Genomic DNA, 13,252 nt, shown 5'->3' on the forward strand with positions numbered 1-13,252 from the left:
CTCCCGCCCAGCCCGCACCCCCCGGGCACCGCCGAGGACAACCCGCGCCGGGCGGGCGCCGCCCCCACCGGGCCGGCCCCGCCGCCCTCCGCGCGGGACGGCGGCCGAGCCCCCCACCGTCCCGTAGCCGTATCCGTGAGCAAAGGGAGCCAGCCGTGACCGCACCGGTCCCCACCCCGGCCGACCGCCCCGCGGCAGAGCACGACACCGCCGCCCCGGACGCCCTCGCCGCCAACGCCGCGCTGCGCGCCGACATCCGACGCCTGGGCGACCTCCTCGGCGAGACCCTCGTCCGCCAGGAGGGCCAGGAGCTGCTCGACCTCGTCGAGGAGGTCCGCCACCTCACCCGCAGCGACGGCGCCGCCGCCGCCCGCCTGCTGGAGCAGACCGACCTCGACACGGCCGCCAAGCTGGTCCGTGCCTTCTCCACCTACTTCCAGCTCGCCAACGTCACCGAGCAGGTCCACCGCGGCCGCGAACTGTCCGTGCAGCGCGCCCGCGAGGGCTCCACCATCGCCCGCACCGCCGACCGGCTCGCCGACGCCGACCCCCGGCACCTCGCCGACACCCTCGCCCACCTCGCCGTGCGGCCCGTCTTCACCGCCCACCCCACCGAGGCCGCCCGCCGCAGCGTCCTCAACAAGCTGCGCCGCATCGCCGAACTCCTCGACCGGACCCACCGCGAGCACACCGTCTCCGGACTCGCCGAGGCCGACCCCGACCGCCACAGCTCCGCCCGCCGCCAGGCCGACCGGCGCCTCGCCGAGGTCATCGACCTGCTGTGGCAGACCGACGAACTGCGCATCGCCCGCCCCGAGCCCACCGACGAGGCCCGCAACGCCGTCTACTACCTCGACGAGCTGTACCGCGGGGCCGTCCCCGAGGTCCTGGAGGAGCTCCACGAGGAGCTCGCCCGCGTCGGCCTCGCCCTCCCCGACGGCGTCCGCCCCCTCACCTTCGGCACCTGGATCGGCGGCGACCGCGACGGCAACCCCAACGTCACCCCCGCCGTCACCCGCGACGTCCTCATCCTCCAGCACGAGTACGGCATCAAGGACGCCCTGGAGACCGTCGACGACCTGCGCGCCACCCTCTCCACCTCCGTCCGCCTCGCCGGCGCCTCCCAGGAGCTCCTCGACTCCCTCGCCGCCGACCTCGAGGCCCTCCCCGAGCTGAGCCCCCGCTACAAGCGCATGAACGCCGAGGAGCCCTACCGGCTCAAGGCCACCTGCGTCCGCGAGAAGCTCGTCAACACCCGCGACCGCCTCGCCGCCGGCACCGCCCACCAGCCCGGCCGCGACTACCGCGGCACCCGCGAGCTCGTCGCCGACCTCAGGCTCATCCAGGACTCCCTGCGCGCCCACCGCGGCGGCCTCATCGCCGACGGCCGCCTCGCCCGCGCCATCCGCACCGTCGAGGCCTTCGGCCTCCAGCTCGCCACCATGGACGTCCGCGAGCACGCCGACGCCCACCACCACGCCCTCGGCCAGCTCTTCGACCGCCTCGGCGAGGAGGCCTGGCGCTACGAGGACATGCCCCGCGAGTACCGGCAGAAGCTCCTCGCCCGCGAACTGCGCTCCCGCCGCCCCCTCGCCCCCACCCCCGCCCCCCTCGACGCCGCCGGGGCCAAGACCCTCGGCGTCTTCCAGACCGTCCGCGAGGGCTTCGAGCGCTTCGGCGACGAGATCGTCGAGAGCTACATCATCTCCATGTGCCAGGGCGCCGACGACGTCTTCGCCGCCGCCGTCCTCGCCCGCGAGGCCGGCCTCATCGACCTCCACGCCGGCGTCGCCCGGATCGGCATCGTGCCGCTGCTGGAGACCACCGACGAACTCCAGCAGGCCGACCGCATCCTCGACGACATGCTCGCCGACCCCTCCTACCGCCTCCTCGTCTCCCTGCGCGGCGACGTCCAGGAGGTCATGCTCGGCTACTCCGACTCCTCCAAGTTCGGCGGCATCACCACCTCCCAGTGGGAGATCCACCGCGCCCAGCGCCGCCTGCGCGACGTCGCCCGCCGCTACGGCATCCGCCTGCGCCTCTTCCACGGCCGCGGCGGCACCGTCGGCCGCGGCGGCGGCCCCTCCCACGAGGCGATCCTCGCCCAGCCCTGGGGCACCCTCGACGGCGAGATGAAGGTCACCGAGCAGGGCGAGGTGATCTCCGACAAGTACCTCATCCCCTCCCTCGCCCGCGAGAACCTGGAGCTCACCGTCTCCGCCACCCTCCAGGCCTCCGCCCTCCACACCTCCCCCCGCCAGTCCGCCGAGGCCCTGGCCCGCTGGGACGCCTGCATGGACACCGTCTCCGAGGCCTCCCACACCGCCTACCGCAGGCTCGTCGAGGACCCCGACCTCCCCAAGTACTTCTTCGCCTCCACCCCCGTCGACCAGCTCGCCTCCCTGCACCTCGGCTCCCGCCCCTCCCGCCGCCCCGACTCCGGCGCCGGACTCGACGGCCTGCGCGCCATCCCGTGGGTCTTCGGCTGGACCCAGTCCCGGCAGATCGTCCCCGGCTGGTACGGCGTCGGCTCCGGCCTCGCCGCCGCCCGCGACGCCGGCCTCGGCGACGTCCTCGACGAGATGCACGGCGAGTGGCACTTCTTCCGCAACTTCCTCTCCAACGTCGCCATGACCCTCGCCAAGACCGACCTGCGGATCGCCCGCCACTACGTCGAGCAGCTCGTCCCCGACGAGCTCAAGCACGTCTTCGCGACCATCGAGGCCGAACACCACCTCACCCTCAAGGAGGTGCTGCGCCTCACCGGCGAGAACGAGCTGCTGGAGCACAACCCCGTCCTCAAGCAGACCTTCACCGTCCGCGACGCCTACCTCGACCCCATCTCCTACCTGCAGGTCGCCCTGCTGCGCCGCCAGCGCGAGGACGCCGCCCGCGGCGCCGAGGAGGACCCGCTGGTCTCCCGCGCCCTGCTGCTCACCGTCAACGGCATCGCCGCCGGCCTGCGCAACACCGGCTGACCGGACCGGCCGGTCCGGGGCCCGGGCCCCGGACCGGCCGCAGGGCCGCGCCACGACGGAGGGCCCGCCCGCACCCGCTCGAAGCGGTGCGGACGGGCCCTCCGTCGTGTCCGACGCGCCGGGGACACCCCCGCGGCCGGAGCCCGCGGCTCAGTGCACGGCCGGCTCCTCGCGGCGCCGCAGCGCCCACAGCGCGCCGCCGCCCGCCGCCACCAGGAGCCCCGCGTACACCACCAGCAGGCCCGTGTCCTCACTGCCGGTGTCCGCGAGCAGCGGCGCCACCGGCGCGGACGCGGGCGCCACCCGCGGACCCGGCGAGGCGGCGGCCCCGGCCGACTCGGCGTGCGCCGCGCCGGCGCCGCCCATCACCGCGGTGGTCGTCAGTGCCGCGGCGCCGAGGAACCGGGCCGCGCGGGTGCGTCGCGAGAAGGACACACGTACCCCTTAGGTCTGGTCGCACGGGGCCCGGACGGGATGGTCAGGCGGCGTCCGGCAGCGAGGAGGCCGGAGGAGGGGAGGCACTGAGCACGCCGGGCCCAGGAACACCACCCATCGTCATCCGCCACGGGGGGTGAAATCAATTCGCCGCAGACACGTCAAACCTGTCCGGATCGGACACCCCGTCATCCACGAACCCCACCGAACCGGGACACAACCCACCCCCCGTCCGGCGGGTAACACTTCGGCCACGCACCCTCACAAGCCCTGCACCTCCAAGCACCGGCGCCAGGAAGTGAACTGAGCAACCGTCAGAAAGAGCAGGCCCCGGAGGACCGCGGAGACCCGAGCGCCCGGCCGCACCCGGGCCCCCACCGGGACACCCCCGCCGCCCCGCGACGGCCCGCACGGACCAGCGCCGACCCGCACCGACCTGCGGCGACCCGCACCCCGGGACCCCCGCACCCCGGCACCGCAGCACCGCAGCACCGCAGCACCGGCCGCCCGGATCAGGACGACGACACCGCGAACGCCCCGCCCAGCACCGCCGCCCCCAGCACCGCACCCGCCCACGCCGTGCGCCGCCACCGCAGCACCGCCCCCACCAGCGCCGCCCCCAGCAGCAGCGCACCCCCGAACGGGATCCACGCGTGCAGCACCCCCGCCCAGCCCGTCCGCACCGCCTCCGACGTCCCCGGCCGCAGCGCCACCGCCAGCCGCACCCCCGCACGGCCCCCCGCCCCCGGACGGCCCCCCGCCGGCACCTCCGACCGCGCCACCGACACCAGCCGCGACGCCCCGTCCGCACCGTCCGGCACGAACGACCCCCGGCACACCCCCGGATCGCACGACCGCACCGTCAGCACCCCCCGCTCCCGGCCCCCCAGCACCGCGTCCCGGCACCCCTGCCAGCTCGACCAGGCCGCCGCCCCCAGGAGCACCAGCACCACCGCCCACACCGCCAGCAGCCGCAGCAGCAGCGCCATCCCCACCGCCCGCTCACCGGCCCGGCGTATCCGGCTGCGCCGCCCCTTGAACCGCGGCGCCGCCTCCGGCCGCCGCGCCCCGGACCCCGACGCCGTCCGCTCCGCGGACCCGGCCGCCCCGGCCTTCCGCTCCGCCGTCCTCGCCACCGCCACCACGCACTCCCGGGACTCGACACACGGGGTCCGGCCTTCCACCGCCCCCGCCTCCGGCCCGTCGGCGCCGCACGCTACCCCCCGCGACCCGCACCGCACCAGCGCCGACCGGCGGCAGGCCGACCGCAGCCCCGCACCCGGCCGCACGGAAGGCGGCCCGCCGACCACGCCCGGGGACTCCGCGGGACCCCGCAGGGCACCGCCGCACCCGGGGCCGCGCACCCGTCTCCGCACCCGCCCGCGGACGGCAGCACGGGCACCCCGGCGCAGGCCTCCCGGCGGCCCGGCGGGACACGGGCCGACCGGACCCGCCGCCTCACTTCGGCAGGCGACTGGGCGGCAGACGGCAGGCCACCCGGTCCGCGCCGCTACGTGTTGTACGACTGCTGCGCCCGCTCCAGCCCCTCCGACACCAGCGCCTCCACCGCGTCCGCCGCCCGGTCCACGAACCAGTCCAGCTCCTTGCGCTCCGCCGCCGAGAAGTCCTTCAGCACGAAGTCCGCCACCTGCATCCGCCCCGGCGGCCGCCCCACCCCGAACCGCACCCGGTGGTAGTCCGGCCCCTGCGACTTCGTGATCGACTTCAGCCCGTTGTGGCCGTTGTCGCCCCCGCCCAGCTTCAGCCGCAGCACCCCGAAGTCGATGTCCAGCTCGTCGTGCACCACCACCAGCGCCGACGCCGGAGCCTTGTAGAAGTCCCGCAGCGCCGTCACCGGACCGCCCGACAGGTTCATGTACGACATCGGCTTCGCCAGCACCACCCGCTGCCCCGACAGCCGGCCGTCCGCCACCTGGTTGCGGCTCTTGTGCGCCTTGAACCGCGCACCCATCCGCTCCGCCAGCAGGTCCGCCACCATCCAGCCCACGTTGTGCCGGTTGCGCGCGTACTGCTCCCCCGGATTGCCCAGGCCCACCACCAGCCACGGACCCGTGTAACCGCCTTCACCGCTGCTCATCGCCCGCTCCACTCCCGAACTCGACACCACACACCACCACGGCACCACCGCGGCGCCACCACGACACTCCCGCGGCCGCCCGGGCCGCGCCGCCGACGGCCACCATCATCGCCGCGCACCCCCGCCCCGCACGGCCGCCCACCCCGACCGCCGGGTCCGGACGCACCGCTGCCCCGGCCCGCCGGAGCGGGCCGGGGCAGCGGCGACGAACGGATCCGCGACCGGATCAGGCCTCGGAGCCCTCGGCGGCCTCGGCGGCCGGAGCGGCCTCGGCGGCCTCGGCGCCCTCCTCGGCCGGGGCCTCCTCGACCTGCGCGGCGACGACGTGCAGCACCACGGCGTCCTCCTCGACGGCCAGGGTGGTGCCCTTCGGCAGCTCGATGTCCTTGGCGTGGATCGAGGCGCCGGCCTCCAGGCCCTCCACCGACACGGTGACGTTCTCGGGCAGGTGGGTGGCCTCGGCCTCGACCGGCAGCGCGTTCAGGACGTGCTCCAGCAGGTTGCCGCCCGGGGCCAGCTCGCCCTCGGTCAGCACCGGGATCTCGACGGTGACCTTCTCGCCGCGCTTCACCAGCAGCAGGTCGACGTGCTCCAGGAAGCCCTTGATCGGGTCCCGCTGCACGGCCTTCGGCAGCACGAACTCGTCCTTGCCGCCGATCGGCAGGGAGATCAGCACGTTCGGGGTCTTCAGGGCCATCATCAGGTCGTGGCCGGGCAGGTTCAGGTGGACCGGCTCCTGGCCGTGGCCGTAGACCACACCCGGGACCAGACCGGCACGGCGGGCACGGCGGGCAGCGCCCTTGCCGAACTCGGTACGGGGCTCAGCGGCAAGACGGACCTCGGACACGACAGCACTCCTCGTGGCGTACGCGGGGTGCGGACGGAACAACAGAAAGCCGCCGGGACCACACCCTCGGAAATTCGGGGCAGATCACTCGGCGGCAGCACGCACGGAACTCGCAGCAGCGCGTCGATCACGGAAGCCGAGCCCTCGCGAGCCGTACGGCCTCCCTCGCCGAGCAACCCCCCGATCCTACCCGCTCCCCCGCACAGGAACGAAATCGGCCCGCCGCCGGACGAATCCGGCGGCGGGCCGATCACACGGACGGCGGAACAGTCAGTGCACGCCCTCGAACAGACTCGTCACCGAACCATCCTCGAACACCTCACGGATCGCCGCCGCGATCGACGGCGCGATCGACAGCGTCGTCACCTTGTCCATCCCCAGCGACGCAGGCGTCGGCAGCGTGTTCGTGAAGACGAACTCGCTCACCCGCGAGTTCTTCAACCGGTCCGCCGCCGGACCCGACAGCACACCGTGCGTCGCCGCCACGATCACGTCCGCCGCACCGTTCTCGAACAGCGCGTCCGCGGCCGCACAGATCGTGCCCGCCGTGTCGATCATGTCGTCGACCAGCACGCACACCCGGCCGCGCACGTCACCGACCACCTCGGCCGACATCACCTTGTTCGCCACGTTCGGGTCACGCCGCTTGTGGATGATCGCCAGCGGCGCAGCCAGCCGGTCCGACCACTGGTCCGCCACCCGCACCCGGCCCGCGTCCGGCGACACCACCGTCAGCCGGTCCGCCGCCACCCGCGTCGCCACGTAGTCCGCCAGCATCGGCAGCGCGAACAGGTGGTCCACCGGCCCGTCGAAGAAGCCCTGGATCTGCGCCGTGTGCAGGTCCACCGCCATCAGCCGGTCCGCACCCGCCGTCCGCAGCAGGTCCGCGACCAGCCGCGCCGAGATCGGCTCACGGCCCAGGTGCTTCTTGTCCTGACGCGCGTACCCGTAGAACGGCAGGATCGCCGTGATGCTCCGCGCGGAGGCCCGCTTCAGAGCATCGATCATGATCAACTGCTCCATGACCCACTGGTTGATCGGCGCCGTGTGGCTCTGCATGACGAAGCAGTCCGCACCACGCGCCGACTCCAGGAACCGCACATAGATCTCGCCGTTGGCGAAGTCGAACGCCTTGGTCGGAACCAGCTCGGTCCCCAGCTGCTCGGCGACCTCCTTCGCCAGCTCCGGGTGGGCCCGGCCGGAGAAGAGTCGAAGATTCTTCTCACCGGACGTGGTGATGCCGGTCACTGCACCGTCTCCTCGGTTGCTGCCGCACACAGGTCCGCGCTCCGGAACCGGGCGACTGGCCGTTCAAAAAGGGAAACGCCACCACAGGCCGGGCATCGGACCCGCAGCGCACGCATGTCCACCAGGTTACGCGCCCCCGACCGAACCGTCCGCCCCGGGAGCAGCCGCAACCTCCCCCGACGCAACCCCGCCCGCCCCCCGCGACGCAGCAGCAGCACGCGCCGCAGCCGACCCCTCCCGGCGACGCTCCACCCAGCCCTCGATGTTCCGCTGCTGCCCCCGCGCCACCGCCAGCGCACCCGCCGGCACATCCTTCGTGATCACCGAACCCGCCGCCGTGTACGCCCCGTCCCCCACCGTCACCGGCGCGATGAACATCGTGTCCGAACCGGTCCGGCAGTGCGCACCCACCACCGTCCGGTGCTTGTTGACGCCGTCGTAGTTCACCGTCACCGACGCCGCCCCGATGTTCGACCCCTCACCGATCTCCGCATCCCCGATGTACGACAGATGCGGAACCTTCGCCCCCTCCCCCAGCGACGAGTTCTTCACCTCCACATACGTCCCCACCTTCGCCCCCCGCGCCAGCCGCGCCCCCGGACGCAGGTACGCGTACGGCCCCACCGACGCCCCCGGACCCACCTCCGCACGGTCCGCCGTGGCGTTGCTCACACGCGCCCCCGCACCCACCACCGTGTCCGTCAGCGAACAGTTCGGACCCACCTCCGAACCCGCCCCCAGATGCGTCTCCCCGTACAGCTGCACATTCGGCAGCACCACCGCGTCCGGCTCGAACGACACCGACACGTCCATCCACACCGACGCCGGATCCACCACCGTCACACCCGCCCGCATCGCCCGCTCCAGCAGCCGGCCGTTCAGGATCCGGCGCGCCTCCGCCAGCTGCACCCGGTCATTGATCCCCAGGATGTCCCGGAAGTCCCCCGCCACCACCGCACCCACCCGGTGACCCGCCTCCCGCAGGATCCCCAGCACGTCGGTCAGGTACTCCTCCCCCTGACTGTTGTCCGTCCGCAGCTGCCCCAGCGCCTCCACCAGCAGCTTCCCGTCGAACGCGAACACCCCCGAGTTCACCTCCGACACCGCCAGCTGCTCCTCCGACGCGTCCTTGTGCTCCACGATCGCCGACACCGCGCCGTCCCCGTCCCGCAGGATCCGCCCGTAGCCCGACGCGTCCGGCACCACCGCCGTGAGCACCGTCACCCCGTTCCCCCGCGACGCGTGCTCCTCCGCCAGCGCCCGCAGCGTCTCCCCCGTCAGCAGCGGGGCGTCCCCCGTCGTCACCACCACCGTGCCGTCCACCGCCACGCCGTCCGCGGCCAGCGACTCCAGCGCCACCCGCACCGCGTGCCCGGTGCCGTTCTGCTCCTCCTGCACCGCCGTCCGGACCCCCGGGTCCACCTCGGCCAGGTGCGCCACGACCTTCTCCCGCATGTGGCCCACCACGACCACCAGGTGCTCCGGCTCCAGCTCACGGCCCGCGGCCACCGCGTGCCCGACCAGGGTGCGCCCGGCCATGGGGTGCAACACCTTCGGCAGCGACGGCGACTTCATGCGGGTGCCCTCACCCGCGGCGAGAACGATGACGGCGGCGGGGGAGTTGGCACTCACGCGGGAGGCTCCTCGGCATTGCTGGGGGCGGGGACGGGCCGGGACGCACATCCGCACAGGCGTACCCGGACGCCTTGAGAATAACGGGGGTGCGGGGAACGGCCACCCGCAAGCGATCGGAAACGATCAGAAAAGGAGCTCCGCCGCTAGGATTCGAACCCAGACTAAGGCCACCAAAAGACCCTGTGCTGCCCTTACACCACGGCGGAAAGCTCGTCACTCGGCAGGACCGAGGTCCTGACCTTCGACAGCAGACACTATGCCGCACCACCAGCCCTCGATGCGACGGTAAAGGTCAGCCGCGTCCAGCACCTTCACGAAGAGGCATCCGCGGTAGGCACTGCCGGTGTTCCTGCGGTTCGTCGCAGGGTTGTGCCTCTTGACTGTCGTCCGCTGCAGCGCCGCGGGGTCGACTCCTGCCAGTTCCGCCCAGTAGCGCTCCGCCGCTTCGATGTCCGCCGTCTCATGGATGTGGACCCGCAGCCGCCACCGGGACTCCTCCACGCCGAGGAGCCTCAGCCAGGCGAGGTAGACGCGGACGACGCCAGGGTCGCTGTTGATGAAGCCGACGGCCTCGCGGCGGTCGTACGCCTTGTCCTTGGCACCCTCGGCCCAGTACAGGGCCACACCGATCATAAAGAGCTCCCGCTCGGAGAGCTGTCCGATCTCGGCGTGGGCCGCAGCCTTCACCGCCCGCCGCTCCGCATCGCGCTCACGCCGCAGCGGTTCCCATCGCACTTCGTTCATGTGGCGCGCCTTCTCCTCCGGCGTCATGCGCGGGGCCGGTCTCGGCAGGTCGCGGACCCAGAGGGAGACGGAGCTCTTGGAGACGTCCAGCTCGGCGCTGATCTCGTCGTAGGTCCTCCCTTCGAGGCGCAGCTCGCGGGCGCGGGCGCGGAGGTGGTCCTTGGCGCGGGGGCGGCGGGTCCACTCGGGCGGGGGCTCGCCCTGGAGGAGGCGGCCGAGCCGGTCCTCGCTGCGGATGCCGAGCTGTTCGCGGATGCTGCGGCGGCTGTGGCCGGCGCGGCGGAGGGCCCTGGCCCGTTCGCGGAGGTCGGTCTCGGCGCGGTCGGTCTCGGCGCGGTCGGTCTCGGCGGGGCCCGCCTCGGGGGCGGGGACAGGAACGGGACCGGGTGGCGGAGGTGTGGATCCGGTGAGGACGGGGTCGGCGGGTGCGGCCTGGGCGGGGATGGTCGGGGTGGCGCCGTGGGGCGCGTTGTCGCTGGTCACGGATCCAGCGTCGGGCGCCGGGCGGGCACCTGTCCGGGATATCCGAATAGATCACACGTTCGAGTGATTCTGCTCAAGTCGTTCTTTCGGCCCTGTGGGCTTCCCCTGGAGGGGTGCACCAACCTACGATGGCGTAAGTTACGCATCCGTAGGTGGCCCTTCCCGAAGGCCCGAGCCCGTCATTCCGCTCCCGCCGCCGCCTCCGCCCCCGTCCGCCGATGTCCGGCACCCGAGGACCGCCGATCCGGCACCCCGCGCCCGGCACGCGACGGCGGCGTCCAGAGCCGACCTCCGGCACCGACATCCGGCACGCACCACCGACACCCAGCAAGGGGACGCCCATGACAGCCCAGTCCACCGAGGTACGGCCCACGGCCGCCGCTCCCGACCCGCTGCCGAGCGCGACGCTCGGCGGCGACACGCAGGGCACGGTGGAGCGGGTGACGCTCGCCGTGTTCATCGTGGTGCCGTTCCTGGCGCTGGTGGCGGCGGTGCCCGTCGCCTGGGGCCGGGGGGTGGGGGTGCGCGACCTGGTGATCGCGGCGGTGATGTACTTCGCGACCTGCCACGGGATCACGGTGGGCTTCCACCGCTACTTCACGCACGGCTCGTTCAAGGCGAACCGGGGGCTGCGGATCGCGCTGGCGATCGCGGGGAGCATGGCGGTGGAGGGTCCGGTGGTGCGCTGGGTGGCGGACCACCGCAAGCACCACCGGTACTCGGACAAGGACGGCGACCCGCACTCGCCGTGGCGGTACGGGGAGACGGTCCCGGCGCTGCTGAAGGGCCTGTTCTGGGCGCACCTGGGCTGGATGTTCAACGAGGAGCAGACGGACCAGCGGAAGTACGCGCCGGACCTGGTGCAGGACCGGGACGTGCGGCGGATCTCGCGGCAGTTCCCGCTGTGGACGGCGGTGTCGCTGCTGCTGCCGCCGCTGGCGGGCGGTCTGCTGTCGTGGTCGTGGCAGGGTGCGGCGACGGCGTTCTTCTGGGGGTCGCTGGTGCGGGTGGCGCTGCTGCACCACGTGACGTGGTCGATCAACTCGATCTGCCACGCGGTGGGGCGGCGTCCGTTCCGGTCGCGGGACCGGTCGGGGAACGTGTGGTGGCTGGCGGTGCTGTCGTGCGGCGAGTCGTGGCACAACCTGCACCACGCGGACCCGACGTCGGCGCGGCACGGGGTGCTGCGGGGGCAGGTGGACTCGTCGGCGCGGCTGATCCGGTGGTTCGAGCTGGCGGGGTGGGCGCGGGACGTCCGGTGGCCGAGCCGGGAGCGGGTGGAGTCCCGCCGGGCGGAATGACGGCCCGCCTGCCGGGGGGGTTGCTCCAGAATGGGGGGGTGAACGGGAGCAGCGGCAGGAGCGCGGACGGTGGTACGGCCGGCCGGTCGGAGGCGGTTTCGGCGGGGGCGGCCCCGGCCGGGGCGGCCCCGGCGGGTCGGGAGCGGCGGCCGGCCCGGCGGGGGAGCCGGGTGCGGATGACGGGGAAGCAGCGGCGGGAGCAGCTGTTGGAGATCGGCCGGACGCTGTTCGCGGAGCGGGGGTTCGACGGGACGTCGGTGGAGGAGATCGCGGCGAAGGCCGGGGTGTCGAAGCCGGTGGTGTACGAGCACTTCGGGGGCAAGGAGGGGCTGTACGCGGTCGTGGTGGACCGGGAGATGCAGCTGCTGCTGGACATGGTGACGGGGGCGTTGACGGGCGGGCATCCGCGGGTGCTGCTGGAGGAGGCGGCGTTCGCGCTGCTGGACTACATCGAGACGTCGACGGACGGGTTCAGGATCCTGGTGCGGGATTCGCCGGTGGCGCAGTCGACGGGGACGTTCGCGTCGTTGATCAGCGACATCGCCACCCAGGTGGAGGACATCCTGGGGTTGGAGTTCAAGTCGCGGGGGTTCGATCCGCGGCTGGCGCCGATGTACTCGCAGATGCTGGTGGGGATGGTGGCACTGACGGGGCAGTGGTGGCTGGAGGTGCGGCGTCCGGCGAAGGCGGAGGTGGCGGCGCATCTGGTGAACCTGGCGTGGCACGGCCTGGAGGGGATGGAGCGGCATCCGCGGTTGATGGGGGAGCGGAAGGACTGAGGGCCTCGGTCACCGGGGGGCGGGGTCACCGGGGGGCGGGGTCACCGGGGGGCGGGTGGTTCGGGGAGGGCGGCCTGCCAGGTCCAGGCGGTGCGGCGGGGGCGGTCGGGGAGTGCGGTGCGGCCGGTGCACCAGAGGAGTGCCTGGGCGGGGTCGCCGGGCGGGGCGTCGGGGAAGAGGCGGCGGAGGGCTGCCTCGGCGAGGTCGGCGGGGGGCTGCCAGGGGACGTCGAGGCCCTGGGTGATGTCGTGGGTGTGGAGGAGCGTCTCGGCGACGCCCATGGCGGCGAAGCCGGTGGGGTCGCAGGGGCCCCAGTGCCAGGCGCGGGTCTCGGGGTGGGCGGTGGCAAGGGCTGCGGCGAGGAGGCGGCCGGCTGCGGCGGCGGCCTGGAGTGCCTGGCGGGGGGTGGCGTCGGGGCGGACGGTGAGGTCGACGGGGAGGTAGGCGTCGTCGGGGCGGGCGGTGAGCTGGGCGGCGTAGGCGAGCAGGTCGTGGGCGATGTGGGCGGCGGTGTCGCGGCAGGTCCAGGTGAGGGGGCCGGCCGGGGTGTCCCAGTCGCGGTGGGTGTGGGGGCCGAGGGTGCGGAGCATCTCGGCGACGGCCTGCTCGACGTGGCGGTGGTCGACGGGGTGGGGCGGTGTGCCGGGGTGGTCGGGGTCCGGGCGGTCGGGGTTGCGGGGGCTGTCCGGGTGCATGGCGGGATG

The 13,252-nt window shown here is 73.8% G+C and carries 11 protein-coding genes and 1 tRNA gene; 3 read left to right on the forward strand and 9 right to left on the reverse strand.

Annotation, left to right across the window (positions count from 1 at the left end):
- Nucleotides 1–242 precede the first annotated feature (242 nt).
- Entirely contained in the window at nucleotides 243–2,978 is a 2,736-nt protein-coding gene (ppc, locus tag LO771_RS16325; RefSeq protein ID WP_230653259.1) for a phosphoenolpyruvate carboxylase, read from the forward strand.
- Between the two features lie 150 nt (nucleotides 2,979–3,128).
- On the opposite strand, the gene LO771_RS16330 is transcribed toward ppc, so the two are convergent.
- The 8 genes from LO771_RS16330 to LO771_RS16365 form a co-directional block, all read right to left on the reverse strand.
- Nucleotides 3,129–3,413, reverse strand: a complete 285-nt coding sequence (locus LO771_RS16330) for an LPXTG cell wall anchor domain-containing protein (protein WP_230653027.1) — start codon at nucleotides 3,411–3,413, stop codon at nucleotides 3,129–3,131.
- 512 nt (nucleotides 3,414–3,925) lie between these two features.
- Nucleotides 3,926–4,555 (reverse strand): hypothetical protein, encoded by a 630-nt coding sequence (locus LO771_RS16335; RefSeq protein ID WP_230653029.1) that lies wholly within the window; start codon nucleotides 4,553–4,555, stop codon nucleotides 3,926–3,928.
- Nucleotides 4,556–4,923: 368 nt separating this feature from the next.
- Nucleotides 4,924–5,511: an aminoacyl-tRNA hydrolase gene (gene pth, locus LO771_RS16340; protein ID WP_230653031.1), complete on the reverse strand. Its 588-nt coding sequence runs from the start codon at nucleotides 5,509–5,511 to the stop codon at nucleotides 4,924–4,926.
- Between the two features lie 226 nt (nucleotides 5,512–5,737).
- Nucleotides 5,738–6,358 carry a 50S ribosomal protein L25/general stress protein Ctc gene (locus LO771_RS16345; RefSeq protein ID WP_230653033.1) on the reverse strand — a complete coding sequence of 207 codons (621 nt, stop codon included), beginning with the start codon at nucleotides 6,356–6,358 and terminating at the stop codon, nucleotides 5,738–5,740.
- 270 nt (nucleotides 6,359–6,628) lie between these two features.
- On the reverse strand, nucleotides 6,629–7,606 hold the full coding sequence (locus LO771_RS16350) for a ribose-phosphate diphosphokinase (RefSeq protein ID WP_230653035.1): 978 nt from the start codon (nucleotides 7,604–7,606) through the stop codon (nucleotides 6,629–6,631).
- 126 nt (nucleotides 7,607–7,732) lie between these two features.
- Nucleotides 7,733–9,238, reverse strand: coding sequence for a bifunctional UDP-N-acetylglucosamine diphosphorylase/glucosamine-1-phosphate N-acetyltransferase GlmU (glmU, locus tag LO771_RS16355; RefSeq protein WP_230653037.1), 1,506 nt, complete (start codon nucleotides 9,236–9,238; stop codon nucleotides 7,733–7,735).
- 138 nt (nucleotides 9,239–9,376) lie between these two features.
- Nucleotides 9,377–9,447: transfer RNA gene (locus LO771_RS16360), tRNA-Gln, on the reverse strand.
- A 7-nt stretch (nucleotides 9,448–9,454) separates the two neighbouring features.
- On the reverse strand, nucleotides 9,455–10,468 hold the full coding sequence (locus LO771_RS16365; RefSeq protein WP_230653039.1) for a hypothetical protein: 1,014 nt from the start codon (nucleotides 10,466–10,468) through the stop codon (nucleotides 9,455–9,457).
- Nucleotides 10,469–10,809: 341 nt separating this feature from the next.
- Between LO771_RS16365 and LO771_RS16370 the strand changes: the two genes are divergently transcribed.
- A complete protein-coding gene (locus LO771_RS16370) occupies nucleotides 10,810–11,769 on the forward strand; it encodes an acyl-CoA desaturase (RefSeq protein WP_230653041.1) in 960 nt (319 codons plus the stop codon).
- 176 nt (nucleotides 11,770–11,945) lie between these two features.
- Complete coding sequence (locus LO771_RS16375; RefSeq protein WP_230653043.1) at nucleotides 11,946–12,548, forward strand: TetR/AcrR family transcriptional regulator; 603 nt, start codon at nucleotides 11,946–11,948, stop codon at nucleotides 12,546–12,548.
- Between the two features lie 41 nt (nucleotides 12,549–12,589).
- Here LO771_RS16375 and LO771_RS16380 read toward each other — a convergent pair whose 3' ends face one another.
- The gene (locus tag LO771_RS16380; protein WP_230653045.1) at nucleotides 12,590–13,243 is read right to left on the reverse strand and encodes a maleylpyruvate isomerase N-terminal domain-containing protein; all 654 of its coding nucleotides are present in this window, start codon (nucleotides 13,241–13,243) and stop codon (nucleotides 12,590–12,592) included.
- Between the last annotated feature and the right edge of the window lie 9 nt (nucleotides 13,244–13,252).

It is taken from the genome of Streptacidiphilus sp. ASG 303, from assembly GCF_020991365.1.
GTDB lineage: Bacteria > Actinomycetota > Actinomycetes > Streptomycetales > Streptomycetaceae > Peterkaempfera.